The sequence below is a fragment of the Bacillus sp. 2CMS4F genome, assembly GCF_023161785.1.
Classification (GTDB): domain Bacteria; phylum Bacillota; class Bacilli; order Bacillales; family Bacillaceae; genus Bacillus; species Bacillus halotolerans.
Genome location: NZ_JALNTO010000004.1, coordinates 163,946 through 190,102 on the forward strand (window position 1 = coordinate 163,946; position 26,157 = coordinate 190,102).

At 44.9% G+C, this 26,157-nt stretch carries 22 protein-coding genes, 2 pseudogenes and 4 riboswitches; of the genes and pseudogenes, 14 read left to right on the top strand and 10 right to left on the bottom strand.

The annotated features are described in order from the left end of the window. Positions 1–37 precede the first annotated feature (37 nt). Positions 38–1,144 (top strand): hypothetical protein, encoded by a 1,107-nt coding sequence (locus MTN95_RS09055; RefSeq protein ID WP_202853301.1) that lies wholly within the window; start codon positions 38–40, stop codon positions 1,142–1,144. 44 nt (positions 1,145–1,188) lie between these two features. Here the strand turns inward: MTN95_RS09055 and citH are convergent, their stop codons facing one another. Beyond that, entirely contained in the window at positions 1,189–2,469 is a 1,281-nt protein-coding gene (gene citH / locus MTN95_RS09060) for a CitMHS family transporter (RefSeq protein ID WP_248337876.1), read from the bottom strand. A 208-nt stretch (positions 2,470–2,677) separates the two neighbouring features. Between citH and MTN95_RS09065 the strand changes: the two genes are divergently transcribed. The 3 genes from MTN95_RS09065 to MTN95_RS09075 all read left to right on the top strand — a co-directional run bounded on the left by MTN95_RS09065 (position 2,678) and on the right by MTN95_RS09075 (position 5,900). Then, entirely contained in the window at positions 2,678–4,738 is a 2,061-nt protein-coding gene (locus tag MTN95_RS09065) for a catalase (protein WP_248337878.1), read from the top strand. Positions 4,739–4,787: 49 nt separating this feature from the next. Next, positions 4,788–5,075: a hypothetical protein gene (locus tag MTN95_RS09070; protein ID WP_044160029.1), complete on the top strand. Its 288-nt coding sequence runs from the start codon at positions 4,788–4,790 to the stop codon at positions 5,073–5,075. Between the two features lie 150 nt (positions 5,076–5,225). Beyond that, the gene (locus tag MTN95_RS09075; protein ID WP_248337880.1) at positions 5,226–5,900 is read left to right on the top strand and encodes a DUF3298 and DUF4163 domain-containing protein; all 675 of its coding nucleotides are present in this window, start codon (positions 5,226–5,228) and stop codon (positions 5,898–5,900) included. 42 nt (positions 5,901–5,942) lie between these two features. Here the strand turns inward: MTN95_RS09075 and MTN95_RS09080 are convergent, their stop codons facing one another. Next, positions 5,943–7,136 carry a NupC/NupG family nucleoside CNT transporter gene (locus MTN95_RS09080; RefSeq protein WP_044160027.1) on the bottom strand — a complete coding sequence of 398 codons (1,194 nt, stop codon included), beginning with the start codon at positions 7,134–7,136 and terminating at the stop codon, positions 5,943–5,945. 127 nt (positions 7,137–7,263) lie between these two features. After that, a riboswitch (purine riboswitch) is annotated at positions 7,264–7,365 on the bottom strand. Between the two features lie 896 nt (positions 7,366–8,261). On the opposite strand from MTN95_RS09080, the gene MTN95_RS09085 reads away from it, so the two are divergent. From MTN95_RS09085 to MTN95_RS09110, 6 genes are all read left to right on the top strand, one after another. Next, positions 8,262–9,104 (top strand): methyltransferase domain-containing protein, encoded by an 843-nt coding sequence (locus MTN95_RS09085; protein ID WP_248337927.1) that lies wholly within the window; start codon positions 8,262–8,264, stop codon positions 9,102–9,104. 230 nt (positions 9,105–9,334) lie between these two features. After that, positions 9,335–10,774 carry a GntP family permease gene (locus tag MTN95_RS09090; protein WP_105954507.1) on the top strand — a complete coding sequence of 480 codons (1,440 nt, stop codon included), beginning with the start codon at positions 9,335–9,337 and terminating at the stop codon, positions 10,772–10,774. 24 nt (positions 10,775–10,798) lie between these two features. Beyond that, on the top strand, positions 10,799–11,512 hold the full coding sequence (locus MTN95_RS09095) for a CoA transferase subunit A (protein ID WP_248337883.1): 714 nt from the start codon (positions 10,799–10,801) through the stop codon (positions 11,510–11,512). Further along, positions 11,509–12,165, top strand: coding sequence for a CoA transferase subunit B (locus tag MTN95_RS09100; RefSeq protein ID WP_248337885.1), 657 nt, complete (start codon positions 11,509–11,511; stop codon positions 12,163–12,165). The genes MTN95_RS09095 and MTN95_RS09100 overlap by 4 nt, the downstream gene beginning before the upstream one ends. Positions 12,166–12,182: 17 nt before the next feature. Continuing rightward, positions 12,183–12,956, top strand: a complete 774-nt coding sequence (locus MTN95_RS09105) for a 3-hydroxybutyrate dehydrogenase (RefSeq protein ID WP_248337887.1) — start codon at positions 12,183–12,185, stop codon at positions 12,954–12,956. A gap of 80 nt (positions 12,957–13,036) precedes the next feature. Continuing rightward, the gene (locus tag MTN95_RS09110) at positions 13,037–14,431 is read left to right on the top strand and encodes a sigma-54 interaction domain-containing protein (RefSeq protein WP_248337889.1); all 1,395 of its coding nucleotides are present in this window, start codon (positions 13,037–13,039) and stop codon (positions 14,429–14,431) included. 47 nt (positions 14,432–14,478) lie between these two features. Here the strand turns inward: MTN95_RS09110 and MTN95_RS09115 are convergent, their stop codons facing one another. From MTN95_RS09115 to MTN95_RS09140, 7 genes and pseudogenes are all read right to left on the bottom strand, one after another. Further along, on the bottom strand, positions 14,479–15,618 hold the full coding sequence (locus MTN95_RS09115; RefSeq protein ID WP_248337890.1) for a 5-methyltetrahydropteroyltriglutamate--homocysteine S-methyltransferase: 1,140 nt from the start codon (positions 15,616–15,618) through the stop codon (positions 14,479–14,481). A 77-nt stretch (positions 15,619–15,695) separates the two neighbouring features. Then, positions 15,696–15,802: riboswitch (SAM riboswitch) on the bottom strand. 68 nt (positions 15,803–15,870) lie between these two features. Further along, on the bottom strand, positions 15,871–17,004 hold the full coding sequence (locus MTN95_RS09120; RefSeq protein ID WP_202853292.1) for a 5-methyltetrahydropteroyltriglutamate--homocysteine S-methyltransferase: 1,134 nt from the start codon (positions 17,002–17,004) through the stop codon (positions 15,871–15,873). Positions 17,005–17,087: 83 nt separating this feature from the next. Continuing rightward, positions 17,088–17,194, bottom strand: a riboswitch (SAM riboswitch). A gap of 65 nt (positions 17,195–17,259) precedes the next feature. After that, on the bottom strand, positions 17,260–17,748 hold the full coding sequence (locus MTN95_RS09125; RefSeq protein ID WP_105991009.1) for an LURP-one-related/scramblase family protein: 489 nt from the start codon (positions 17,746–17,748) through the stop codon (positions 17,260–17,262). A gap of 174 nt (positions 17,749–17,922) precedes the next feature. Then, positions 17,923–18,201, bottom strand: a pseudogene (locus MTN95_RS09130) (hypothetical protein). Between the two features lie 276 nt (positions 18,202–18,477). Further along, a complete protein-coding gene (locus tag MTN95_RS21550; RefSeq protein WP_010332428.1) occupies positions 18,478–18,603 on the bottom strand; it encodes a hypothetical protein in 126 nt (41 codons plus the stop codon). A 107-nt stretch (positions 18,604–18,710) separates the two neighbouring features. After that, the gene (gene pepT, locus MTN95_RS09135; RefSeq protein ID WP_248337892.1) at positions 18,711–19,943 is read right to left on the bottom strand and encodes a peptidase T; all 1,233 of its coding nucleotides are present in this window, start codon (positions 19,941–19,943) and stop codon (positions 18,711–18,713) included. 49 nt (positions 19,944–19,992) lie between these two features. Continuing rightward, positions 19,993–20,473, bottom strand: a pseudogene (locus tag MTN95_RS09140) (LuxR C-terminal-related transcriptional regulator); the annotation flags it as partial. A gap of 274 nt (positions 20,474–20,747) precedes the next feature. On the opposite strand from MTN95_RS09140, the gene galE reads away from it, so the two are divergent. Then, positions 20,748–21,767: a UDP-glucose 4-epimerase GalE gene (gene galE / locus MTN95_RS09145; RefSeq protein WP_248337894.1), complete on the top strand. Its 1,020-nt coding sequence runs from the start codon at positions 20,748–20,750 to the stop codon at positions 21,765–21,767. A 74-nt stretch (positions 21,768–21,841) separates the two neighbouring features. Here galE and MTN95_RS09150 read toward each other — a convergent pair whose 3' ends face one another. Beyond that, positions 21,842–22,384 carry a DUF4352 domain-containing protein gene (locus tag MTN95_RS09150; protein WP_142367090.1) on the bottom strand — a complete coding sequence of 181 codons (543 nt, stop codon included), beginning with the start codon at positions 22,382–22,384 and terminating at the stop codon, positions 21,842–21,844. Positions 22,385–22,775: 391 nt separating this feature from the next. Then, positions 22,776–22,878: riboswitch (guanidine-I (ykkC/yxkD leader) on the top strand. Positions 22,879–22,947: 69 nt separating this feature from the next. Here MTN95_RS09150 and MTN95_RS09155 point away from each other — a divergent pair. The 3 genes from MTN95_RS09155 to msmX all read left to right on the top strand — a co-directional run bounded on the left by MTN95_RS09155 (position 22,948) and on the right by msmX (position 26,094). Then, complete coding sequence (locus MTN95_RS09155) at positions 22,948–23,784, top strand: YitT family protein (RefSeq protein WP_003218811.1); 837 nt, start codon at positions 22,948–22,950, stop codon at positions 23,782–23,784. Positions 23,785–23,983: 199 nt separating this feature from the next. Next, positions 23,984–24,877, top strand: a complete 894-nt coding sequence (locus MTN95_RS09160; protein ID WP_248337896.1) for a PucR family transcriptional regulator — start codon at positions 23,984–23,986, stop codon at positions 24,875–24,877. Between the two features lie 119 nt (positions 24,878–24,996). Further along, positions 24,997–26,094, top strand: a complete 1,098-nt coding sequence (msmX, locus tag MTN95_RS09165; protein WP_010332420.1) for a maltodextrin ABC transporter ATP-binding protein MsmX — start codon at positions 24,997–24,999, stop codon at positions 26,092–26,094. The last annotated feature ends 63 nt before the right edge of the window (positions 26,095–26,157 follow it).

Consider the following 26,157-nt stretch of genomic DNA (forward strand, 5'->3'; position numbering starts at 1 on the left):
CGATATGTATAGTATAAAATTGGAAAGGGGTTTGTATATGAAGAACAAAAAAATTGTTTCACTGCCTTTTTTGTGTACTGTGTTGCTTGTTGTTTTTAGTTTATGTATGAGTTCAAATGCTGCCTCAGCGCAAAGTGTGTTAAAAGATAAATCAATCATGGAGCAGCAGGAAAAACTGAAAAAACAAAAGGAAACTGAGGGTGTTTCATTAAATCAAGCGAAGCAAGTAAGCCTTAAAACGGACAATAAAACAGAAAAGATGAAAGTGAAGAAGCCTTCGAATGAGAATGTTTTTAAAACAAGTTCCATGTACAACTCCGATGACCAGGTTTTCAATACAACCTCTGTCCTTGATGAAAATAATCCTGATGATATGTACTTTTTCAGTACTTCGTCAGATCGAACCCTTATCACAAGAATTCTTTCAGACAACAGCGATTACCATCTGAAATTGTATGTTGTCAATTGGGATACAGGAGAAGCCCAGCCGTCTAATATATCAATGGCAGCAGGGAACTTAGTGCTTTTAAAAGAGCTTCCCGCTGGCGATTATATGATCCGGGTTTACTCTGAAGGAACGACGGGAGATTCATATAACATTCAGTTAAATGCGAAAAACCCTTCAAATTATTCAAGTGTAAAATCGGTAACGTCTAATTTACAAGCCTTTGTTGCTGAGTATGGAGACGGTTCCGTTTATGCTAATGGTACATTGCTGTACAATTCTAATACGAAAACATCTTCATTAGACTGGGAAAGAGAATATTATTTTTCCTATGGAGGCGGGTATAATCAGCGCACCCATTCCATTTCTGATGTGAAGGTTAAAAATATTTCTGACCCTGTCACTTATCGTTCGAGTTATGCAAGTTCAAGCTCAGCCATCATGGTTTACTTAGACACAGGCACGCTTTTTATGCATCATGTATCAGCTTATCAGACCGGGGTAGGTTATGATGATTCTTTCCTTGATACGTTAGGTAAAAAAACACCTAGAAGGCTGGATGCGGATGATCAGAACTATGGGGACCATATATTGATCGTTGATCTGAAAACCGGCAAAGCGATAGACTTTTTCAGTGTTTTAAATTACTACTATGCTTCAGGTGCTGAAAGCTTGCCTGTCATAAAATATATCAATTAAATGACCAAAAAAGGATTTCCGGCAGCGGAAATCCTTTTCTCACGTTAAAACGAAATAATCCCAATCAGCAGTGCCGCAATCGTCATCACAATGGTTGTTCCCACGGCCCATTTGATCGTGAATTTTTGATGGTCGCCAAAGCTGACGCCCGCCATTCCGACCAATAAATAAGTGGAAGGAACGAGAGGACTGAGCAAATGCACAGGCTGGCCCAGCAAAGAGGCTCTGCCGATTTCTGCGGCATCTATTCCGTAAGCAGCGGCGGCTTCTGTGATGATCGGCAGAACACCGAAGTAAAAGGCGTCATTCGACATAAAAAAGGTAAATGGCATGCTGACGATGGCTGTAATCAAGGGCAGATGCGGGCCCATGGCGTCAGGGATGAGTGATACGAGAGAATGCGCCATCGCGTCTACCATTTTTGTGCCCGACAAAATGCCTGTGAAAATGCCGGCGGCAAACACCATGGAGACAACGTTTAACGCATTTCCTGCATGCGCTGAGATCCGCTTTTGCTGCTCTTTTACATTCGGATAGTTCACCATCAAGGCGATAGCAAATGCGATCATAAAAAGAACAGGAAGCGGGAGCAGGCTGGTGATCAAAGCGGCCATCAGCACGACAGTCAGCAGCAGGTTAAACCACTGGAGAGCGGGGCGTTTGAGCGGCGCTGTATCCGGATCGGACGCGTGCTGGTGTTCAATTGAAATGACGCCGAGCCGTTTCCGTTCTTTTTTTCCAAGAATATAGGCTACGGCAAGCACCCAGAGAATGCCGGCGATCATAGCAGGAATCAGCGGAGTGAAGACTTCTGACGTGTCCAATTTTAGAGAAGCCAACACCCTTGCAGTCGGCCCTCCCCACGGAATAATATTCATGACTCCCGACCCGAGCATTGCAATTCCCGTCAACACCAGCCGGTTCATGCCGAGCCGTTTGTATAGCGGAAGCATCGCAGCAATGGTAATCATGTACGTTGTTGTCCCATCTCCGTCCAGCGAAATGGTCATCGTCAGCACCGCTGTGCCGACAGCGATTTTTAATGGATCTCCTTTGACAAGGGATAAGATTTTGGCAATGAGCGGATCGAACAAACCTGAATCAATCATAATGCCGAAATACAGGATCGCAAATAACAGCATGATGCCTGTCGGAGCGAGGCCTGTTACACCCTGAAGCATCATATCGCCCAGGTCTTTGCCGAATCCGCTGATCAGGGCAAACACAACAGGAACGACAATCAAGGCAATAAGAGCGGAAAGCCGGTTAGACATAATAAGATACATGAAGACAATGATCATCACAAAACCAAGTATGGCAAGCACGATATGACCTCCCCCATTCAACAGCACAATTTTAGTAAGCGCTTCCACACCTCCAGAAGGCTTATTTCAAATATTTATGACCTCATGTTGACAAGTAGACCTAAAAACCTAGAGAGCAGATGAGCAGTTTATATGCAGATCGCCACGGGTAAATGTGCTGTAGAATGTTTATTTTTTGAGATCTGGAATAGGAAAAGGGGGAGCAGACATGAGTGATGATCAAAACAAACGAGTCAATGAACACTCAAAAGACGAGCAGCTCGAACAGTACAGGGTTGATAACAGCGGAAAGAAAATGACGACAAACCAAGGTGTACGGGTGTCTGAGGACGAACATTCGTTAAAAGCCGGAGTTCGCGGTCCGACGTTGATGGAGGATTTTCACTTTCGGGAGAAGATGACCCATTTTGACCATGAGAGAATCCCTGAACGGATCGTGCACGCGCGCGGGTATGGCGTGCATGGCTTTTTTCAGGTTTACGAGCCGATGACAGAGTTCACCCGGGCGAAATTTCTTCAGGACCCTTCGGTGAAGACACCCGTATTTGTCCGGTTTTCAACAGTTGCGGGCTCCAAAGGCTCCGCTGACACGGTGCGTGACGCCAGAGGCTTTGCGACGAAATTTTATACCGAAGAAGGAAACTATGATCTAGTAGGCAATAATATTCCGGTGTTCTTTATTCAGGATGCGATCAAGTTCCCGGATTTGGTGCATGCGTTTAAGCCTGAGCCGCACAATGAAATGCCTCAGGCCGCGACAGCTCATGATACGTTTTGGGACTTTGTCGCCAATAATCCAGAGTCGGCTCACATGGTGATGTGGACGATGTCTGACAGAGGCATTCCCCGCAGCTACCGGATGATGGAGGGCTTTGGCGTTCACACGTTCCGTTTTGTGAACGAACAAGGAAAGGCGCGTTTCGTGAAATTCCATTGGAAGCCGGTGCTCGGCGTACATTCTCTCGTATGGGATGAAGCGCAGAAAATTGCCGGAAAAGACCCTGATTTCCACCGCCGCGACCTGTGGGAAACGATTGAAAACGGCGACGTTGTTGAATATGAGCTAGGCGTGCAGATGATAGATGAAGAAGATGAATTCAAATTTGATTTTGATATTCTTGATCCGACGAAGCTTTGGCCGGAAGAGCTTGTGCCGGTGAAGATCATTGGGAAAATGACACTGAACCGCAATCAGGATAATGTATTTGCTGAAACTGAGCAAGTCGCATTCCACCCCGGAAATGTGGTGCCGGGCATCGACTTCACAAATGATCCGCTGCTGCAGGGACGGCTTTTCTCTTATACGGATACACAGCTGATCCGTCTCGGCGGCCCGAACTTTCACGAGATTCCGATTAACCGCCCGGTATGTCCGTTTCATAACAACCAGTACGACGGTTATCACCGGATGACCATCAACAAGGGGCCGGTCGCTTATCATAAAAACTCTCTGCAGAACAATGACCCGTCTCCTGCGTCAGCCGAAGAAGGCGGTTACGTCCACTATCAGGAGAAAGTAGAAGGCAGAAAGATCCGCCAGCGGAGCGACAGTTTCAATAATTACTACTCACAGGCAAAACTGTTCTGGAACAGCATGTCACCGGTTGAGAAAAAGCACATCATTTCCGCCTTTTGTTTCGAGGTCGGGAAGGTCAAAAGCAAAGATGTGCAGCGGCAGGTCGTAGATGTCTTCAGCAACGTAGATACTGTCCTGGCAGAAGAAATCGCCAAAGGAGTAGGTGTGGCGCCGCCGGCGAAACGAAAAGCATCAAAAGAAATCCTTACCTCACCTGCGTTAAGCCAAGCCCGTACAGTGAAAACAGCGTCAACGAGAAAAGTCGCGGTTCTCGCCGGGGATGGTTTTGATGAAAAAGAATTGCAAACAGTGCTGGACGCCTTAAAACAAGAAGGGATCACAGCGGATATCATCAGTCAAACGCTGGGGCACATCACAAGCGGCGCCGGACAGCAGGTTGAGGTCAGCTGCACATTACTGACGACAGACTCTGTTCTGTATGACGCGGTTTATGCCGCAGGAGGACCTGAACTAAAAGAAGATAAACAAGCGATGGCGTTTATCAGAGAAGCCTACAATCACTATAAGGCGGTCGGCGCGGCAAACGAAGGAGTTGACCTCCTCAAATCAGCTGTCGGCACAACAGAGGGGCCGGGCGTTGTGACAGCAAAAGACGAAGATGATTACACCGGCTTCAGCAAAGCGTTTATCGAAGCAGTTGCCGCCCACCGCCATTGGGATAGACGAATTTGATTCGCTCCTGTATCTTAGAGGAAGATACTTTTCATAAGGAGCATGACATATGAACGAAAAACAGCTCGCAGAGGCTTACGAGCGCGACGAAAATATGATGATATTAGTGTTCGCCCAATGGTGTGTGAACCATGATCTTGATCCGTTGGAGCTATATGCCAAAGCATATCCGCAGCAAAAGCTGAATGAAAGCCTGAAAAAAACAGTGGAAGAACTGATTGTGCCGAAGAACGAGTCAGAGCACATACCTGACCAGACCGTCATCGCGGTGTTGGAGATGTTTGGGAATATTGATTTAGCACAAGCGGTTCACGAAGTGATTGCTGGGCGTAAATAGTAAAAAAGAGACAATATATTGTCTCTTTTTTATTGGAGAAAATCGAGCAGATAGACCTAGAAACTTCTTTTCACTTCATCAGTCTATAAAAGTGTGCGTTGCAGAAAAAAGGGAATGATAAACAAAGAAGATCAAAAAGGAGGAGATTGTATGAAATGGAACAAAATGATGAAATTCGCGGTAGCTGCTGCTGTTTTGCTTTTTAGTGTGTTTGCATATGCGGCCCCATCTTTAAAAGCGGTTCAAGCGAAAACGCCGACTGTCAGCAGCCATACGTACAAAAAGATCAAGGAATTAAAGTATCCTCAGGTGCATCACATCGGGAATGCCGCGTTTGAAAAGAACATCAATCAAGAGCTGAAAGCCTATATTGAACAATCGTATCAGGAATACCTGAAAAACAAAAAAGCAGGCGAACAGCAGGGATTCAACGCGGAATATCAAACATCCTTCAGCGTCAAATATAATGCGGCGGGCAAGCTTAGCATTCAAACGCTCAATTATATCTATTCAGGCGGCGCCCATGGTTTAACGTCTGTTCAGTCCTTCAACTATGATTTGAAAACACAAAAGCGGGTGACACTGAATCAGATTCTGAATACCAAAACAAAAGTCAGCAAAACGAAAGATTACCTATACAGCTATATCAAAAAACATGACACGCTGTTTTTCCCTGATGTAAAGAAAGAGGATATTACCCTTAACCAAGACACAACGTTTTACTTTACGAAAAACGGGATCGCCATCGTCTTCGGCCAATATGACTTAGGACCATATGCAGCCGGAATCCGGGATGTGCAGGTGCCTTCCTCTATTTATCAATAATCAAAAGAGCCATATCCGTAAAAGGGATATGGCTCAATGTTTCTACCACACAAACAGGCCGACAATCGCAGCACTTAGTAAAGATACCGCAATTCCGCTGACGAGCAGCTTCCACACGTTTCTCCCGATCACGGTTGACTTTTCGCCGTCAAGGATCGAGTTATACGTTCCGTAAATCATGCCGACTGTACTAAAGTTGGCAAATGACGTCAGGAATGTCGTCGCTACCGCAACTGTGTGAGGCGGTAGTGTTTTCAGATTGTTTTTCAAGTCAAGCATCGCAACAAACTCGTTCGTCGCCAATTTCATTCCCATCAGCTGAGCGACATACATCGCGTCGTGTACCGGCAGCCCAAGCAGAAATGCGAACGGACTGAAGAGATAAGCAAAAATCGTCTGGATGGTCAGGCCGTGTACGAAAACACCAAGAATGCCATTGACTGCTGACGTTAACGCCACATATCCAATCACCATTGCCAAAATAACGATCACCATGTTCATGCCGACAAGCATACTGTTAGAAATCGTAGAGAAAAAGTCTTTCTTCTCTTCTTTAGGCGGCGTATAAATGATGTCTTCATCCTCCGGCACATGGACAGGATTCAGCAGGTTTGCGATAATCAGCGCGTTTAAGCAGTTTAAAGGAATCGCTGTAAACACGTATGTCGCCGGCACCATTGACAGGTAAGATCCAATAATGGAGCCGCTGATGCTGCTCATGCTCATTAAGCCGAATGTGAGCAGGCGGTTGTTGTTTAATACTGTGAGCTGCTGGCGAATGACTGCCAGAGCTTCTGTATTTCCCAAGAACATCATTTGAATAGAGAAAAAGCTTTCTAATTTCGGCAAGCGGGAAGCCTTTGAGATCACCCAGCCGATTTTATCAATCAGCCATGGCAAAATGCCGAAATATGTTAAGATGTCAAAGAATGTGACGATGAAAATAATTGGAAGAAGTGCGCTGAAGAAAAAGTCTACCGTTTCATTTGCCATCACAGAAGGGAAGGCAAACGCGATCCCGTCACTGGCACAAGCAATCAGCCAAGTGAAGAAATTTCCAATTTGTCCGATGGCCCAGCTGCCGACTTTTGTTCCCAGCATAAACCAAGTAATCAAAAGCTCCAAAACAATTAACGTAATAATCGGACGCCACTGGATTTTCTTTTTCTGCGGGGAGCATAGGAACACAACTGCCATAATCACAATGAGACCGACAAGGTTTAATAAAAAGTACATGATAGCAACTCCTATGAGGTTTATTATGGAAATGAAAAAAGCCCTTATCCTTCACAAATTCTGGAAGCGCAGAAAGTGTGAAAAATAAGAGCAAACAGAAAAGAACTTGTCCTTTTCAACTCGTTCAAATTTATTCAAACTTTCTTGTAGTCTAGTTTTTTACGGTTACTAGGTAGAAACAATCAGACCTTATTACTGATTATATACAAGAATGTCTTTTTTCTAAGATGATAGCAGTATTTTATCCTTTCACTTTTTGAAAATCAACCTTTTTAACTATTTTCAAAATAATAAATTTATATTTCGAAGTCGAGAAAATAAAGGAAAATCATATTGGATTGCTATGCTGAAATTGTGACCAGGAATGAAGCATTTCATCATCACAGGCACGTCAAGAGGAATTGGTGAAGAAATGAATACATGCTGACCATCGGCTGTACTGTATGTCAAGGCAGCCTAATCAAAGGCTGATCAAACAATATGAAACGGAGGAGATGATACAAATACCTGCAGATCAATTGCACCTATGGTGATCACCTCCATTTTATGAAGCGCACAAAGCACATCAAAACGGATAAGCGCATCATGAAGATCTCGTCAGCTTCCAGCTAAATATCTGCTGCCTTCACAAAGCTGCTGCAGCACGTCAAAAGCGGGGCTGAATTCATTTTCTAAAAGCATCAGTCTGGAGCAGGCGGATCAGCTGTATCCCGGATTGATTGATACCCGGCTGCAAACTGAAATCCGGTCCGTTCGTAAAGAGGATTTTCCTGATGCTGATCAATTCATTCAGTTAGAGAAAGAAGGAAGATTGCAGTCTGCTTATTAATTGACCTTCTGAACAGTGAGGAGTTCGGGGAGCCGCCTCTCGGTGAGAATCTGGTTCCTATTCCTGGATGATTGTTGTATCATAATAGCGGGGAAACCCTCTATGCAGCAAAAAGGAGTTCTTTTTTATGATTATTCAATTCATTCGTTATAGATAATGACAGGTATAGACGACTTTCCAGACCTGGCCAAAAAGTGAGATAGGACCAGGTTTATTTGTCTATGCCTTTTTCATTTATTTAAAAACGAATGAATGAGGTGTTTTTTGTGTCAAACATAAAGAAGCATGCTGCTTATATGAATCAATTTGTCTCTCAATTTCGATGCCCGATTTGCGATTCTTCTATGAAAGTCACATCATGGAAAAGTTTGATTTGTTTAACGAGCGGGCACACGTTTGATATATCCCGGCATGGGTACGTAAATTTCCTGACAAAGCCGGTCAAAAGCAGCTATCGGGCGGGGCTTTTCGAAGCAAGAAGCCGGCTGATGGCAGAGTATCATTTTTTTGCACCGCTTCATCAGGCAATAGCTGACTTGGTCAGTGACCGGAAGTCTGAAAAAGAGACGTTAACCATTTTAGACTGCGGATGCGGTGAGGGGACCCACTTGAAAGCGGTTTGCGATCTGCTTCAAGAGAAGAAAACAGTTCACGGAATTGGGATTGATATTGCCAAGGATGGCATTTTACGGGCTTCAAAAAATAGTGGCGGAAAGCTGTGGGCCGTAGCTGATGTAGCTAATGCGCCCTTTCAAGACCGGCAATTTGATGTCATTCTATCGATTTTCTCACCTTCAAATTATGCAGAGTTTCACAGACTGCTGAAAAAAGATGGTTTGGTTATAAAGGTTGTTCCTCAAAAGGATTATTTAACAGAACTAAGGCGGGTTTTATACGCAGATTCAGAAAGACGAACCTATTCCAATACACCTGCAATTGAGCGCTTTACAACACATTTTCAGCTCGATCATCTGATGAGGCTGCGCTATACCAAAACGCTTCATCAGCAAGGCATAGAATGGCTTCTGAACATGACACCGTTAGCCTGGTCCGCATCGGCTGAAAACATCAGCCAGTTTCGAAAAATGGAATCGGCTCAGCTGACAGTTGATGTCGATGTATTAATCGGAACGAAATGAGTGAAAGAGGAAAGCTCCCAAAAGGAGCTTTCCTTTCTTGTTTTCCGCAAAAACGGAAATTTCCACCGGATTGGAATAGTTATCTCGCATTTTCCGTAAATATGGAAAGGGAAAGGCTTGAAATGGTGTTCTGGCAACTGGCACAGAACTTGCATTAGAAATGACGGAAAGGGAGGGGATATTTTGTAAACGCTTTCCTTTTCTCAGACAAGCGGAAAAGAGGGATGTTTGTGGACATTATTATTATTCTTTTGGCTTTGGGTTTGCTGATGTTTGTCGCCTATCGGGGATTTTCAGTCATTTTGTTTGCTCCGATTTGCGCCTTATTTGCTGTGCTGCTGACAGATCCAAGCTTTGTGCTTCCTTTTTTCTCAACCATATTTATGGAAAAGATGGCGGGGTTTATTAAGCTGTACTTTCCAGTATTTCTGCTTGGCGCCATTTTCGGAAAGGTTGTCGAGATGTCCGGCTTGGCGGCTTCCATTGCGAAGACTATTGTCAGACTGGTTGGGGCGAAACGAGCAACACTCGCTATCGTATTGATGGGCGCCATTTTAACGTACAGCGGAGTCAGCCTGTTTGTTGTCGTCTTTGCTGTATACCCCTTTGCGAAAAATATGTTCAAAGAAGCTGACATCCCGAAGCGCCTCATACCGGGAACGATTGCTCTCGGGGCATTTACCTTTACAATGGACGCACTGCCGGGTACACCGCAAATCCAAAATGTAATTCCTACGACGTTTTTCAAAACAGACATTTACGCCGCCCCTTGGCTTGGTATGATCGGTGCGGTGTTTGTGCTGGCGGCGGGTATGTTCTACTTGGAATCGAGGCGCAAAAAAGCAGAGAAAACGGGCGAAGGCTACGCCGGTTTTCAATCGGAGATTTCTGCCGCGCGTGAGCCATCTGATCTTGCCCCGGAACAAAGCCCCACGGTCTTAGAGCCTGACACAAGTAAGGTCCGGCACGCACTCGCTTTTGTTCCTCTTATTCTCGTTGGTGTGATGAATAAATGTTTTACCACGTTCCTTCCCAAGTGGTATCCGAATGAATTTGATTTTTCCGCCATAGGATTGGGAGAGTTCGGAAAACTTGATATCTCAACCGCGGTTGCCATTTGGTCAGTGGAGCTGGCCCTCCTGATCGGAATCATCGCAACCATTCTGTTTGATTGGAGAAAAGTGTTTGAACAGCTAAAGGAAGGGCTGAATGAAGGGATCGGCGGCGCTTTGCTTGCATCGATGAATACAGGCGCCGAGTATGGTTTCGGCGGCATCATTGCTGCGCTGCCGGGGTTTCATAAGCTGAGCAGCGGCATTTCACATACGTTTACGGATCCTCTTGTAAACGGAGCTGTGACGACAACAACGCTGGCAGGGATCACCGGATCGGCCTCAGGGGGAATGGGAATCGCGTTAAGCGCGATGTCTGATCAATATTTGAAAGCGATTCAGACCTATCACATACCGCCTGAAGTGATGCACCGGGTCATTTCGATGGCGTCAGGAGGCATGGATACGCTTCCGCATAATGGGGCGGTGATCACCCTGCTGGCTGTGACGGGTCTGACCCATCGCCAATCGTATCGGGATATTTTTGCGATTACTCTCATCAAAACCGCCGCCGTATTTGTGATTATCGCGATTTACAGTTTGACGGGCCTTGTATAGGACAAAACGAAAGGGGAATCAGATATGGGAAAAGTGCTGTCATCGAGTAAGGAAGCCGCAGAACTCATTCGGGAGGGGGATACACTGATCGCGGGCGGATTCGGCCTGTGCGGAATTCCCGAGCAGCTCATTCTGGCGATAAGGGATAAAGGGGTAAAAGATTTAACCGTCGTCAGCAATAATTGCGGAGTTGATGATTGGGGGCTTGGCCTGCTGCTGGCAAACAAGCAAATCAAAAAAATGATCGCCTCCTACGTCGGCGAAAACAAAATTTTTGAAAAGCAATTTTTAAGCGGAGAATTTGAAGTGGAATTGGTTCCCCAAGGGACGCTCGCTGAAAGAATCCGAGCAGGAGGAGCAGGCATACCGGGATTTTATACAGCCACAGGCGTCGGAACCACCATCGCTGACGGGAAAGAGCATAAAACCTTTGACGGACGCACATATGTGTTAGAAAAAGGAATTACTGGGGACGTCGCCATTGTAAAAGCGTGGAAAGCGGACAGCATGGGAAATTTAGTTTTTCGGAAAACGGCAAGAAACTTCAATCCGGTTGCCGCCATGGCGGGAAAGGTCACAATTGCCGAGGCAGAAGAAATTGTTGAGGCGGGAGAGCTCGATCCCGACCACATCCACACGCCTGGCATTTACGTTCAGCATGTTGTGCTCGGCACACATGAAAAGCGGATTGAAAAACGAACTGTTCAGCAAGCGAAGGGAAAGGAGGCGGCACAATGAAGGAAGCCAGAAAACGAATGGTCAAACGTGCTGTAAAGGAAATAAAAGACGGTATGAACGTCAATCTTGGGATAGGGATGCCGACACTTGCCGCAAATGAGATACCGGAGGGCGTGCATGTGATGCTTCAATCAGAAAACGGTTTGCTCGGGATCGGCCCGTATCCGCTGGAAGGAACGGAAGACCCGGATCTGATCAATGCGGGGAAAGAAACGATCACCGCCGTAACAGGCGCATCCTATTTTGACAGCGCGGAATCCTTTGCGATGATACGAGGCGGGCATATCGACCTGGCCATCCTTGGGGGTATGGAGGTTTCTGAGCAAGGGGATTTGGCGAACTGGATGATTCCGGGGAAAATGGTGAAGGGAATGGGCGGCGCTATGGACTTGGTCAACGGGGCAAAGCGAATCGTCGTCATCATGGAGCACGTCAATAAACATGGGGAATCGAAGGTGAAAAAACAATGCTCCCTCCCGCTGACAGGACAGAAAGTCGTTCATCGGCTGATTACTGATTTAGCTGTTTTTGATTTTGATAATGGACATATGACACTGACTGAGCTCCAGGACGGCGTCACGCTGGAAGAGGTATATGAGAAAACTGAAGCTGACTTCGCCGTAAGCCAGTCAGTCATCCGGCAAAAATCTTGAGCAGGAAGGTGTATAACATGAAAAAACAAGTCGCTCTTGTGACAGGCGCAGCTGGCGGAATCGGATTTGAAATCGCAAAGGAGTTCGCCCGGGAAGGCGCCGATGTCATTATTTCAGATGTAAATCCAAAAGCGTGCGGTGAGGCCGCCGCCAAGCTGAATGAGGAAGGCTTTAGCGCCACGGGCATTCCATGTGACGTAACAAAGGAAGAGCAAATCGCTGATATCGTCCATACTATCAAGACCCGATACGGACGTTTAGATACTTTGGTGAATAACGCAGGCATGCAGCATGTCGCGCCGATTGAAGAGTTTCCGACAGAACGGTTTGAACAGCTTATTCGCGTCATGCTGACCGCGCCATTCATCGCGATGAAACATGTCTTTCCCCTTATGAAAAAACAGCAGTTCGGCAGGATCATCAATATCGCGTCTGTGAACGGACTGGTGGGGTTTGCGGGAAAAGCCGCTTATAACAGCGCAAAGCATGGCGTCATTGGGCTGACAAAGGTGGGGGCGCTGGAAGGCGCGCCCCACGGGATTACGGTGAATGCACTCTGCCCGGGATATGTGGACACACAGCTTGTCCGCAATCAGCTGAGCGATCTTTCTAAAACAAGACATGTTCCCTATGAATCGGTTCTGGAAGAGGTGATTTTTCCGCTTGTGCCGCAAAAGCGTCTTCTCTCGGTTAAAGAAATTGCTGATTATGCCGTATTTTTGGCGAGTGAAAAGGCGAAAGGCGTCACAGGGCAGGCGGTCGTGCTGGATGGAGGCTACACAGCTCAATAATAGATTCTTGTATTCATAGGAGGCTCTCGTTTATCATAAGGTTGAAAGCGATTACAAAATGTGACGGGAGCGACAGGGAGATGAAACATTCTATTAAAAAATTACCCTTTGAATGGCTGGATGAAATCATCAACCTTGCGGCGGAATGTATTGTTGTGGTTGATCATGAGGGGAACATTCTCTATATCAATCAGGCGTACTGTGACTTTCTTAAAAAAACAGAAGAAGAAGCGATAGGAAAACCCGTTCAGGACGTGATTGAAAACTCGAGAATGCACATCGTGGCGAAGACGGGGCGGACAGAGGCTGCCGCTATTCATCCGATTAACGGCAGCGAAATGATCGCCAACCGGTATCCGCTCTATGTGAACCGGCAGCTTGTAGGAGCGGTCGGAACCGTTATGTTCCGCAATCCGCAGGAATGGATGGATTATTCAAGAAAAATTAAACCCCTCCTCAATGAACTCAATTACTACAAAAATAGATACGAAAAAGAGCTTTTCAGTAAATACCACTTTGGCGACTTGATCGGAAACAGCCCTCTCTTTATGGAAGCCAAACGGCTGGCTGAACGGGTATCTGACAGCCAATCGGCCGTTTTGCTTTTAGGAGAATCAGGCACGGGAAAAGAGCTGTTTGCCCACGCCATCCATCAGAACAGCCGCCGCAGGTATGCTCCCTTTCTGCGCGTCAACTGCGCCTCGATCCCAGAGCATTTGTTTGAATCAGAAATGTTCGGATACGAAGACGGCGCTTTTACGGGGGCAAAAAAAGGCGGGAAAAAAGGAAAATTCGAACTTGCGCATCAAGGAACCATTTTCCTTGATGAGGTAGGTGATATGCCGCTGCATATGCAAAGCAAAATCCTTCGCGTACTGCAGGAGAAAGAGATAGAGCGGATCGGCGCAAGAAGCCCGGTCCCAATAGATGTACGAGTGATTGCGGCGACACACCGAAACCTCGAAGAAATGGTCCGGGAAGGAGACTTCCGGCAAGACCTCTATTACCGACTGAATGTGATCAACATTCAAATCCCGTCCTTAAGAGAGCGCATAGAGGATGTAATGCCGATCGCGGGGCTTCTATTAAAAAAACTTGAACGGAAATTTGGCTTTGATGGCTTGGAGCTTTCTAAAGAAGCAATTGCAGTGCTTCAGAGCTATTCTTGGCCGGGCAACATACGAGAATTGGAAAATGTCCTGGAACGGGCTGTCAACGTCCTCGACGGCAAACGAATCGAAGCGAAACACCTGAATCTCACTCCTGAAGATCAACCCATCCAAAGAACAATCAAAATCCGGGAATATCAATCTATACAGCCATTAAAAGAGACAATCGCTGAGGCGGAAAAAAACGCGATCATCGAGGCGCTTGCCGCAGCAGACGGTAATAAAATAAAGGCAGCAAAGCTATTAGGCATAGGAAAAACAAGCTTATATGAAAAATGCAAAGCCTATCAAATTGAGCAGGCATAAAAAAACACACTTGCCCCGCCAGGGAATCAAGTGTGTTTTTCTGTTCCTTATTTCCAAACATCGTTAGCGATCTCAACAACATGGCGCAGCTTCGCCCATTGCTGTTCTTCGGTCAGCTTGTTGCCTTCCTCAGTCGAAGCGAATCCGCATTGCGGGCTCAGGCACAACTGATCTAGGCTGACATAACGGGACGCCTCTTCGATACGGCGTTTCACGTCATCAGGATGTTCAAGCTCACCGAATTTAGATGTCACCAAGCCTAGGACAAGCTGAAGATCAGAGCGTTTCACATAACGGAGCGGTTCGAATCCGCCTGAGCGTGAATCATCATATTCTAAGAAAAGCCCGTCCAGATTCAAGCCGTCAAAAATGGTTTCCGCCGCCGCATCATAACCGCCTTCAGCTGTCCAAGTGGACTGGAAGTTGCCGCGGCAAATATGCATGGTAATGGTCATATCATCCGGACGGTCGGCAATTGCGTCATTGATCGACTTCGCAAACAGCTGGCGAAGCTCATCAGGCGTTGTTCCGAATGCTTCCACTTGTTTCAAGCCTTTTTCAGATAAGAAAACAGCCCATGCTGTATCATCAAGCTGGAGGTAGCGGCAGCCTCTGTCATAAAACGCTTGAATCGCTTTTTTATACGCTTTTGATACATCATGCTGGAAAAGAGCATAATCGTTTTTGTATGCATCCTTTTCCAATCTGCCGCGGAAAAAGAGCATATTCGGACTCGGAATTGTCATTTTTGGCGTTGCATCACCAGCGATGCCATGTAAAAATGAGTAATCTTCGAGCATTGGGTGATTTGAGAAATCAATATCGCCTGTCACTTTGATGCCGCGTGCTTTTGTCTGCACATTATGGAACTGGATACCTTGTTCAGGTATAAACGGCTCAACGCCATCCAGATTTTCAAGGAAATCAAAATGCCACCACGCTCTGCGGAATTCTCCGTCTGTCACGACGTTCAGGCCGGTTTCTTTTTGTTTTTCCACAATGCGGATGATTTCATCGTTTTCAATCTGGCGAAGCTGTTCGGCAGTGATTTCGCCGGCTGCCTTTTGCAGCCGCGCTTTTTTGACGGGCTCAGATCTCAGCAGGCTTCCGACTTGATCCGCGCGAAACGGCGTTTTTTTTCTCTGAAGCAATTGTTTTTGTTCTGCGGGTGTTGTTTGCTGTGACATGTTGTTCATTCCTTCTTTCCATTCGAATATAAAAAAGCTCTTCCTTTGGATAAGGAAGAGCTTGCGTGACAATCTCAACCTTATCTTCAAGAGCAATCATTGCTCTAAAGGATTTAGCACCATTCTGTTAAACAGCGGTTGCCGGGTATCGCAGGGCCAGTCCCTCCACCTCTCTTGATAAGGAAAACCTTTTTATGAAATTTTCTGATAGTATCTATTATTCACACATTTCTCTTTTCTGTCAATGATAGATTATTTCCACACATCATTGGCAATGTCGACCACATGACGGAGCTTCGCCCACTGCTGCTCCTCAGTCAAAAGGTTTCCTTCTTCTGTTGAAGCGAAACCGCACTGCGGGCTCAAGCAAAGCTGATCTAAGCTGACAAAGCGCGCAGCTTCGCTGATTCGGCGTTTGACATCCTCTGGGTCCTCAAGCTCGCCGTATTTCGATGTGATCAAGCCAAGCACAATTTGCAGATCCTTGCGTTTCACGAAACGGAGCGGGTCAAAGTTTCCGGAGCGGTCATCATCGTATTCCAGGAACAAGCCGTCAAGGTCTAAACCGTCAAGAATCGTTTCCGCGACAGCGTCATAGCCTCCTGATGCGGCCCAAGTCGAGCGGAAGTTGCCGCGGCAAATGTGCATCGTGATTGCTAAATCATCAGGGCGGTCTGCCACTGCATCGTTAATCGTTTTGGCAAACAAGGCAGGCAATGTTTCTGGATCGCCGCCGAGCGCCCGGACAACCCCTCTGCCTTTTTCCTCAAAGAAAAGAGACCATGACGTATCATCCAGCTGAAGATAGCGGCATCCAGCGTCATAAAAGGCTTTAATTGCTTTTTTGTACGCTTGGGCCAGATCATGAAAGTATTCCTCTTGATCGTCATAAATCCCTTTATCCGCCTTTTCACCGAAAAACAGCATATTCGGGCTCGGAATCGTCAGCTTTGGTGTCGCGTCACCGGCAATCTCATGTAAAAATTGATAATCGGCAAGCGCTGGGTGGCTCGTAAAATCAAGTTTTCCCGTCACTTTGATGCTGCGTGCTTTTGTTTTCGCGTTATGGAACTGAATTCCTTCAGCCGGGATGAACGGTTCCACTCCGTCGAGCCCTTCCAGGAAATCGTAATGCCACCAAGAACGGCGGAATTCTCCGTCTGTTACCACATCGAGTCCAATTTCTTTTTGTTTTTCCACAATGCGGGTGATTTCTTGATTTTCTATATCACGAAGCTGTTCCGCTGTGATCTCGCCTGCCGCTTGTTTTTGCCGCGCCTCTTTTACTGGGGCGGATCGTAATAAACTGCCGACATGATCGGCGCGGAAAGGGGCTTTCTTCTGTTTTTCTGATTTCTGTGCTGCAAGGTTTACTTGTTGAGCCATATCATTCGCCTCTTTTCTGAAATGTGTTGAGCATAAAAAAGCTCTTCCTTTGTGTAAGGAAGAGCTTGAACGATCAAATCTCTGCCTCATCTGCAAGAACGCGATGTTCTTAAGGATTTAGCACCATTCTGTATAAAACAGCGGTTGCCGGGTATCATAGGGCCAGTCCCTCCACCTCTCTTGATAAGGTAAATCTTCTTATTGGATTTTCAATTATCTTAATATTATTATTTTTGCATGAATTGTCAACACTTTTTAGAAAATACTTTCATCTTCATCGTCATATAATACCATATCCAGCACGATAGCGATGGCCGTGCAAATCAGCACATCTTCCTCGTTTGCAATCTGTAAATGATAGGAATCACCCCAGCTGAGCCACTTTTTACTCACTGACATTCGGACATTCTCCCCGTCTGTCAGCTGGAATTCATCCTTCCACAAGTCACCGTCAATTTCCCAGTTAAGCTTAGAAATTTCAAATTTTGGTTTGAAAAATGTTAGTCTCTTCGTCACCTCACAAACTGTTTCCCCGCCAATTGAAATCACATATCGCGGCAATAAAGACATTACTTTTTGTTCTATGGAAACGAGTGTTTTTCCGGATGAATCTGTCATTTGCAGCGAGTCCCCTAACGAAAAGAACCGGCCCTCGACCTTGAATGTCTCTTGTTCATCCCGGTCATAAATGTGAAATGCATCTTTAAACGAGAACATCTTTTGTTTCATAAAAAATTCGATCATTGCTGAAGTCTCCTTTTGATTTGCCTTGTAAGAGATTACGGACAGGGGGGCAAAAAGGTTTCAAGTTCCAAATCTAGTAACCAGAAACGCGCTGGCCGTTTTTTACGAGTAATTAATGTTTCTAAATTAAAAAAAGGCTGCATCGTTCAGCAGCCTTTCTTTTGAAATATAGTATTAGGAAAGATGCATCCGGCGTTTTTGGCGGATGGCGTCAAGGTCGATTAGGTTATTATGATGAGGAACGGGTGCAGGAAGAGGGCTTGTCTTTTGCGGTTTTCGTCTATTGTCTTTGCTGAATGAGAAGAGAAGATAGCCACATAATGCGATGATAATAAATAGGATCATTTTACATACCTCCCAAAAAAAGTTTTGGTATTCTCTATTGTACGGATAAAACGTCTAAAAGTATTCAAAAAATTCTAAATCCACTAATAATAAATGCGTATCCCTCAAAAATCCTTTTCGCCGATGACCTGAAAATAGTCTTACATTAAGCCGGTGTTTTTCCTTTTGATTGGTTCTATAGTTACTATCGACGTTAAAATGAATTCCTTTATATAACTTTTAACCTAAATTTCTGTAATTCAAATTAACTATATATGGATAATGTGTTCTTCTTTGTTTGATGTATACCCTATTTTGAGGAATTGAACACAAAAACCCAAATTACGGAGCATTTGGGCGGAAAATTGGAATGGTTGGCTGATTTGAGGGGAGTCCGGCGAAGGGTCAGAAAAAACGTTTGAACATTCTTCTTATTTTTTTAAATGGGTTTGATCGTTTTGTTTGCATTTTGAGCGGGCGGGAAATCATCCATTTTTTGAACAGGCTTTTTGCGGCAATTGTGTTCTTCATCTTTTCATATCCTCCTCATCCGTTGATAGTTGTTTTACGGACAGAGCTTTTAAAATGTTTCATTTTCACGCAAAAAAACCAGTCCTTTTTTGGACTGGTTTTTCAGCTTACGCCTGTTCTTCAAACAGCTTTGCAATCTCAACGATGACATTTACGGCTTTGACCATGTTGTCGGCTGAGATGTATTCAAATTTGCCGTGGAAGTTTTCCCCGCCGGTAAAGATGTTCGGCGTTGGGAGTCCCATATAGGAAAGCTGCGAACCGTCCGTGCCGCCGCGGATCGGAGAGATTTTCGGTTCGATGCCGAGGTTTTCCATCGCTTGTTTGGCAATGTTGACGATTTCGATGACAGGCTCAATTTTTTCTCTCATGTTGTAGTATTGATCGTTCATATCAAGCTGAATGCGATTTTGTCCGTATGCGTTCTGGAGCTCTTCAACGATGCGCTGCATGGTTTCTTTTCTGTTTTGGAAGATGTTTTTGTCAAAGTCTCTGATAATGTAGTGGAGTTTGGTCTCTTCTACATCTCCCTGAATGGAAAGCAGGTGATAGAAGCCTTCGTAGCCCTCTGTATATTCAGGTGCCTCATCTGCCGGCAGCATGCTGTTCAGCTTCATTGCGATCTTCGCAGAGTTGACCATTTTGCCCTTTGCCGTGCCGGGATGTACATTGTTGCCTTTGATCGTGATTTTCGCCGCGGCAGCATTGAAGCTTTCATATTCAAGCTCACCGAGCGGGCCGCCGTCAACGGTATAGGCAAAGGAGGCATTGAATCGCCCAACATCAAATTTGTGCGGGCCTCTGCCGATTTCTTCATCAGGTGTAAATGCAACTCTGATGGTGCCGTGCTTGATTTCAGGATGTTTGATGAGATAATCCATGGCTGTCATGATTTCGGCGATGCCAGCCTTATTGTCAGCGCCGAGAAGGGTTGTACCGTCTGTGGTGATCAGGGTGTGGCCTTTGTAGCCCGACAGTTCAGGGAATTGATCAGGCGATAGGATGACCTGCAGCTTTTCGTTGAGCGTGATGTCTTTTCCATCGTAGCTTTCAACGATTTGCGGATTCACATTTTTGCCGGTAAAGTCTGTGGCGGTGTCGACGTGGGCGAGAAAGCCGATCGTCGGTACGTCTTTGTCAGTATTGGAAGGAAGAGTCGCCATGACATAGCCGTTTTCATCAATGGCTGCGTCTTCCATGCCGATTGACTTTAATTCCTCAACAAGCATGTTTCCTAACGTCAATTGGCCGGGTGTGGAAGGGCAGGTGTCGACTGATTCATCGGACTGCGTGTCGACTTTTACGTATGTAGTAAACCGTTCAATGATATCTTGTTTCATTTCCAATCATCTCCTTTGTTTTATTCTACCATGCCGGGATGAGAGATATCTATTTCACAATGCCGTTTCGAATGGCAAAAACGACTGCCTGAGTCCGGTCTTGGGCATTGCATTTTTGCAGAATTCGATGCACGTGGGTTTTGACGGTGCTTTCACTGACAAAAAGCTTTTCGGCAATATCCTCATTTCTCAAGCCATAGGCCATTTGCTGAAGAACCCCAAGCTCTCTTTTGATAAATGGCTCTGCCAGCTCTTCAGCATGAGGCTGTTGCTTTGCGCGGAATGTCTCAGTGATGATTTTAGCGGCTGTGACTGTGCGGAAAATCGCTTCGCCTCTGAAGGCAGCCCGAATGGCGTCTATCAGTTCTTCAGGAAGCGTGTCCTTCAGCAGGTAACCGACTGCGCCTGCGCGGATGCCTTCAAATACGTATTCTTCAGTGTCAAAGGTCGTTAAAATGACGATCTTTGTATCTGGGTATGGACATAATGTCTTTCGCCGCTTCGATACCTGAGCAGAACGGCATTTGGACATAACAGCAACAGCGGGCAGTTTCCTGGGCTTTACAGTTCTTTTCCCGGTACATCGATTTAATAATAAGAATAAATACAATAAAAATATATGGACAGCTCTATAAAAAATGAAAGGGCATATTCTCGCTGAAAGATCTACCGAATTAATCGCAAGGGTTTAAGATGAAATATGAAAAAACCATTAATAAACGATTAAACTTCTTAAAAATGGATGTAGCCCGGTTCTAAACACTATATAATAAAATCAGGTCATTTTTTAGGAGGGTTTACATCATGGCGATACTTGTTACAGGCGGCGCCGGATACATCGGAAGCCACACATGTGTGGAGTTATTGAACAGCGGCTATGAGATTGTCGTTCTCGATAATTTGTCCAACAGTTCAGCTGAGGCGCTGAATCGTGTCAAAGAGATTACGGGAAAAGAGTTAACGTTCTATGAAGCGGATCTATTGGATCGGAAAGCGGTAGATTCGGTTTTTGCAGAAAACGAGATTGAGGCTGTGATTCATTTTGCAGGGTTAAAAGCAGTCGGAGAGTCTGTTGCGATTCCGCTCAAATATTATCATAACAATCTCACGGGAACCTTTATTTTATGTGAAATCATGGAGAAATACGGGGTTAAGAAAATCGTATTCAGTTCTTCCGCAACGGTATACGGCGTACCGGAAACATCACCGATTACGGAAGACTTTCCATTAGGTGCAACAAACCCCTATGGACAGACGAAGCTAATGCTTGAACAAATTTTGCGTGATTTGCATACGGCTGACAATCAGTGGAGCGTTGCCCTGCTGCGCTACTTTAATCCATTCGGCGCGCATCCGAGCGGACGAATCGGTGAAGATCCGAACGGCATTCCAAATAACCTCATGCCATATGTGGCGCAGGTAGCCGTCGGCAAGCTGGAGCAGTTAAGCGTATTCGGAAATGATTATCCGACCAAAGATGGGACAGGCGTACGCGATTATATTCATGTCGTCGATCTCGCAGAAGGCCATGTCAAGGCGCTGGAAAAAGTATTGAACTCCACCGGAGCTGATGCATACAACCTCGGAACAGGCACGGGCTACAGTGTGCTTGAAATGGTCAGAGCCTTTGAAAAAGTATCAGGGAAAGAGGTTCCGTATCAATTTGCGGACCGCCGCCCCGGAGACATTGCAACCTGCTTCGCAGATCCTGCAAAAGCCAAGCGGGAATTGGGCTGGGAGGCAAAAAGAGGCCTTGAAGAAATGTGTGCCGATTCTTGGAGATGGCAGTCTTCGAATGTGAATGGATATAAGAGTCTGAAATAAGAATGGAGGCCTTCTCAACAGAGAAGGCCTTTTTTAGAGAAAAAGGGTGCCTGTTAAGGCACCCTTGTCTGCTATTATTTGATTTTCACAATCACATCATTGCTGAATTTGAGTTTCCAAGTTCCTTTTGCATAAGCTTCCTTGTCGACTTCAAAAGCTTTCACATCTGTTACTTTAATATTAGGATTTAGATCACTCAATATTTTAGAGTTATCAACTTTTGTCTCAGTTGCATAGGTTGAAGAAGCATCAATATCAGAATCATAAGAAGTGCCATCACCATCAACCAATTTAACAGTTGGAATTGAAAAAGAACTTATCGGCTTTTTGGATACGTTTTTAATTGTATATTGAACAGCTACAATAGTACCTCCATCAGATGCTTTCTTTTCAATATATTGAGTGCCAACAGAATCTCTGTCTTCTACTTTTGTAACTGTCACTTCAGTTTTCTCAGTCTTAACAGTATCACCGATATTGTATGTTTTTTCAGTTTCAGCTTTGCTGCTGCTTGATGTTTTGGAAGTGGCTTCTGAATCGCCTCCGCCGCCAATAACATTACCGATAATAATGATGACAACAACTGCCAGAATAAACGTAATAATTTTATGTCTCATAAAAAAGTTACGCTGATCCTTACCACAGTTAGGACATTTTTTTACACCTTTTGCAATTTCTTGACCGCAAGCTTTACAAGGGACTAGTTTTCCTGCCATTATATTTCCTCCTATGTCATTAAATGCACAAAACATATGTACTATAATGCCTATATTATTTCACTTAGTCAATACAAAATTATGAATTTGTTATATTATTTATCGTTGTTAGTTATATTTTCTTATAAAAATATATGCTTATTTTCTTATCGTCTATATCATTCATATGTTAATAGATATTTTGTATTTTCTTGAATTTTAACTTGCACTTAAATCTCTGCAAATACCCCTTGAACCTATTTGCTCAGTCCCTTATAATGCTAATATTGGAAAGTGAAAAGGATATGCTAAAACATTGGTTTTCTAGGGTTCCGCAATGCATATTGGCCTGTGACCGAGAGAAAACACATAACAGTCTGGCTGTTATGACACGGTGGGATAAAAGCCCAGGAGTTTCTGCTCTTTTGCGAGAGCGTACTCCTGGGTTTTTTTGTTGATACTATCTGAAGAAGGAGTGTTCTGTGATGAAAAAGAAAATGCTTGATGTGCTGATGCTTGTGATTGGCGCTTTTTTCTTCGCGCTTGCTGTGAATTTATTCGCGATTCCCAATGATCTTGGGGAAGGCGGCGTTACGGGGATTACGCTGATTTTGTATTATGTGTTTCAATGGTCTCCCGGGGTGACAAACTTTATATTAAACGCTTTTCTGCTATTGATCGGATATAAATTTCTCGACGGGAAAACCACGGTTTATACGATTATCGCTGTGGCAGCAAACTCGCTTTTTCTGCATTTGACACACGGGTGGAGCACACCGTCTGATGAGCTGATCATTAACACGATTTTCGCAGGGGTGTTTGCGGGTGTCGGGATCGGCATGATCATTCGGGTCGGCGGCACAACAGCCGGTTCCGCCATTCTGGCCAGAATTGCCAATAAATATTTAGATTGGAATATCAGTTACGCCCTGCTCTTTTTTGATTTAATTGTTGTCTTCAGCTCTTATTTTATTATTGGTGCGGAAAAAATGATGTTTACGATTGTGATGCTGTATATCGGAACAAAAGTGATGGACTTCATTATTGAAGGCCTGAATACAAAAAAAGCGATTACTGTCATATCGGAAAATAAAGGTGAAATTGCCGAGCAGGTTAATACGCTAATGGACCGGGGCGTCACCATTTTATCAGGAAAGGGAAACTATACGGGCGAGTCAAAAGAGATTTTGTATATCGTCATTAACAAACAGGAGCTTTCTATGCTGAAGAAAATCATCAGAAGCTGTGACAAAAAAGCGTTTGTGATCGTTCATGATGTGCGCGATGTGTTTGGTGAAGGGTTTGTGGATATTTCAAAATAAGGAGGTCCCTCTGCACAGACGCAGAGGGATCTATTTGTTTAGAACCATTGCTTCTGTATCACGTTTCAGTTCATGCATATCCTCTTTATTGCCGTTGCTGTAAACGAAAGAGGGTCATCTAATACGAAAAGAAGCTGGAGAACATGTGTATTTCGCCTTATACTGAAAATACATATCCTTACATAGGAGAGGAGACCATATGAAGTCGCTGCTGGCTATTTATCCCGGTTCGATTGTGTCTGACAAGCTTTATACAAAGGAAGACTGCTTATGTTTTTTTGATGAAAACAGTCAGAAATATATCTCGATCCCAAAAACGGAGATCAGCCAAAAGGAGACATTGCTGCTCCAGTCATTTTTAACGTTAGCGGAAGAGGCAGATCACATGTCTTTCAAATCGCCGGAAGAAAACAGGTGGTTTGCGTTTCTATTCTCGAAAGGAGAAGTGCCGCCGAATATCAAGAAGAGGACAAGGTTCATTCATTTTCATTTGATCGGCAAAACTGAACGGGCATCATTTGCGGAAGCGATGCGCCATTTTTGGCCGGTGTCTTTTGTGATTGTTTGGATGCATGAGGACAGAGGCGTGATTGTCGAGCAGGAAAGTGAAGCGGCAGCCGGGAAAGACGAATTGGAGTCGCTCGCCAGGGTTCTTGAAAGTGATTTCTACTTCAGTGTCCGTTTTTACGCCGGAAGGTTTTATGAAACAGATGAGCGCTTACGAAAACATTATGCCCGTGAACAAACGTATTTTCTATTCGCTGAAAAGCGGCTGCCGCAGGTTCAGCATGTGACGTTTGATATCATGTTCCCTTTTTTATTATTGGAGGAAGAAAAGAAACAGCTGAAATCACTGCTTAGTGAAGAAGCCGAGCTATTATTTGAAAATGAACCTGAGCTGAGAAAAACAATCAAGCTGTTTATCGAAAACAACTCAAACGTGACATTAACAGCGAAAAAACTGCATCTGCACCGCAACAGCCTGCAGTACCGGATTGATAAATTTATCGAGCGGTCAGGAATAGACATTAAAACATATACAGGCGCTCTGCTTGCGTATTTTATCTGCCTGCAAAGCGAAGGTTCAGAATAAACTGGAAATATGCACGAAAACGGCCGTGTGATTTTATGAATGCTGCCCATTTCAGTGTCGGATAAATGCTGATACACTTGATTTAAGAAAGCGTTTACAATAACAAAGGGGGATGTTAGATGGCTGAATTGCGGATGGAGCACATTTATAAATATTATGATCAGAAGGAAGCGGCGGTAGACGACTTTAATCTTCACATTGCGGATAAGGAATTTATCGTATTTGTCGGCCCGTCCGGCTGCGGAAAATCAACGACACTGCGGATGGTCGCAGGACTTGAGGAAATTTCGAAAGGCGATTTTTATATTGAAGGAAAACGGGTAAATGATGTGGCGCCAAAGGACAGGGATATCGCGATGGTGTTCCAAAACTACGCGCTCTATCCGCATATGACGGTATACGATAATATCGCATTCGGGCTGAAGCTTCGCAAAATGCCGAAGCCTGAAATTAAAAAAAGAGTGGAGGAAGCCGCTAAAATTCTCGGGTTGGAAGAATATTTGCACCGCAAACCTAAAGCGCTCTCAGGCGGGCAGAGACAGCGGGTTGCGCTGGGAAGGGCGATCGTGCGGGATGCAAAGGTATTCTTGATGGATGAGCCTTTGTCGAACCTGGATGCAAAGCTTCGGGTGCAAATGAGAGCAGAAATTATTAAACTCCACCAGAGGCTGCAAACCACTACGATTTATGTCACGCATGATCAGACAGAAGCATTGACGATGGCGACTCGGATTGTGGTCATGAAGGACGGCAAAATCCAGCAGATCGGGACGCCGAAGGATGTATACGAATTCCCTGAAAATGTATTCGTTGGCGGTTTTATCGGGTCACCAGCGATGAACTTTTTCAAAGGGAAGCTGTCTGACGGCACAATCAAAATCGGTTCTTCCGTGTTGAGCGTGCCGGAGGGGAAAATGAAGGTGCTTCGTGAAAAAGGCTACATTGGCAAAGAAGTCATTTTCGGCATCCGCCCTGAGGATATTCATGATGAATTGATTGTCGTGGAATCGTATAAGAGCTCTTCAATTAAAGCGAAAATCAATGTTGCGGAGCTGCTGGGGTCTGAGATCATGATTTATTCGCAAATCGATAACCAGGATTTTATTGCGAGGATCGACGCCCGTCTCGATATTCAGTCAGGGGATGAGCTGACAGTTGCGTTTGATATGAATAAAGGGCATTTCTTTGACAGTGAAACTGAAATCAGAATCCGTTAAGCTGGAGAACCGGACATGGAGCGATGTCCGGTTTTTTGCATTCCCTCTCTATCTCAAGGTTTA

Coding starts and splice junctions, on each gene's coding strand:
- MTN95_RS09055 (WP_202853301.1), top strand. CDS start 38: ATGAAGAACAAAAAAATTGTTTCACTGCCTTTTTTGTGTACTGTGTTG.
- MTN95_RS09065 (WP_248337878.1), top strand. CDS start 2,678: ATGAGTGATGATCAAAACAAACGAGTCAATGAACACTCAAAAGACGAG.
- MTN95_RS09070 (WP_044160029.1), top strand. CDS start 4,788: ATGAACGAAAAACAGCTCGCAGAGGCTTACGAGCGCGACGAAAATATG.
- MTN95_RS09075 (WP_248337880.1), top strand. CDS start 5,226: ATGAAATGGAACAAAATGATGAAATTCGCGGTAGCTGCTGCTGTTTTG.
- MTN95_RS09080 (WP_044160027.1), bottom strand. CDS start 7,136: ATGTACTTTTTATTAAACCTTGTCGGTCTCATTGTGATTATGGCAGTT.
- MTN95_RS09085 (WP_248337927.1), top strand. CDS start 8,262: ATGAATCAATTTGTCTCTCAATTTCGATGCCCGATTTGCGATTCTTCT.
- MTN95_RS09095 (WP_248337883.1), top strand. CDS start 10,799: ATGGGAAAAGTGCTGTCATCGAGTAAGGAAGCCGCAGAACTCATTCGG.
- MTN95_RS09100 (WP_248337885.1), top strand. CDS start 11,509: ATGAAGGAAGCCAGAAAACGAATGGTCAAACGTGCTGTAAAGGAAATA.
- MTN95_RS09105 (WP_248337887.1), top strand. CDS start 12,183: ATGAAAAAACAAGTCGCTCTTGTGACAGGCGCAGCTGGCGGAATCGGA.
- MTN95_RS09110 (WP_248337889.1), top strand. CDS start 13,037: ATGAAACATTCTATTAAAAAATTACCCTTTGAATGGCTGGATGAAATC.
- MTN95_RS09115 (WP_248337890.1), bottom strand. CDS start 15,618: ATGTCACAGCAAACAACACCCGCAGAACAAAAACAATTGCTTCAGAGA.
- MTN95_RS09120 (WP_202853292.1), bottom strand. CDS start 17,004: ATGGCTCAACAAGTAAACCTTGCAGCACAGAAATCAGAAAAACAGAAG.
- MTN95_RS09125 (WP_105991009.1), bottom strand. CDS start 17,748: ATGATCGAATTTTTTATGAAACAAAAGATGTTCTCGTTTAAAGATGCA.
- MTN95_RS21550 (WP_010332428.1), bottom strand. CDS start 18,603: ATGAAGAACACAATTGCCGCAAAAAGCCTGTTCAAAAAATGGATGATT.
- pepT (WP_248337892.1), bottom strand. CDS start 19,943: ATGAAACAAGATATCATTGAACGGTTTACTACATACGTAAAAGTCGAC.
- galE (WP_248337894.1), top strand. CDS start 20,748: ATGGCGATACTTGTTACAGGCGGCGCCGGATACATCGGAAGCCACACA.
- MTN95_RS09150 (WP_142367090.1), bottom strand. CDS start 22,384: ATGAGACATAAAATTATTACGTTTATTCTGGCAGTTGTTGTCATCATT.
- MTN95_RS09155 (WP_003218811.1), top strand. CDS start 22,948: ATGAAAAAGAAAATGCTTGATGTGCTGATGCTTGTGATTGGCGCTTTT.
- MTN95_RS09160 (WP_248337896.1), top strand. CDS start 23,984: ATGAAGTCGCTGCTGGCTATTTATCCCGGTTCGATTGTGTCTGACAAG.
- msmX (WP_010332420.1), top strand. CDS start 24,997: ATGGCTGAATTGCGGATGGAGCACATTTATAAATATTATGATCAGAAG.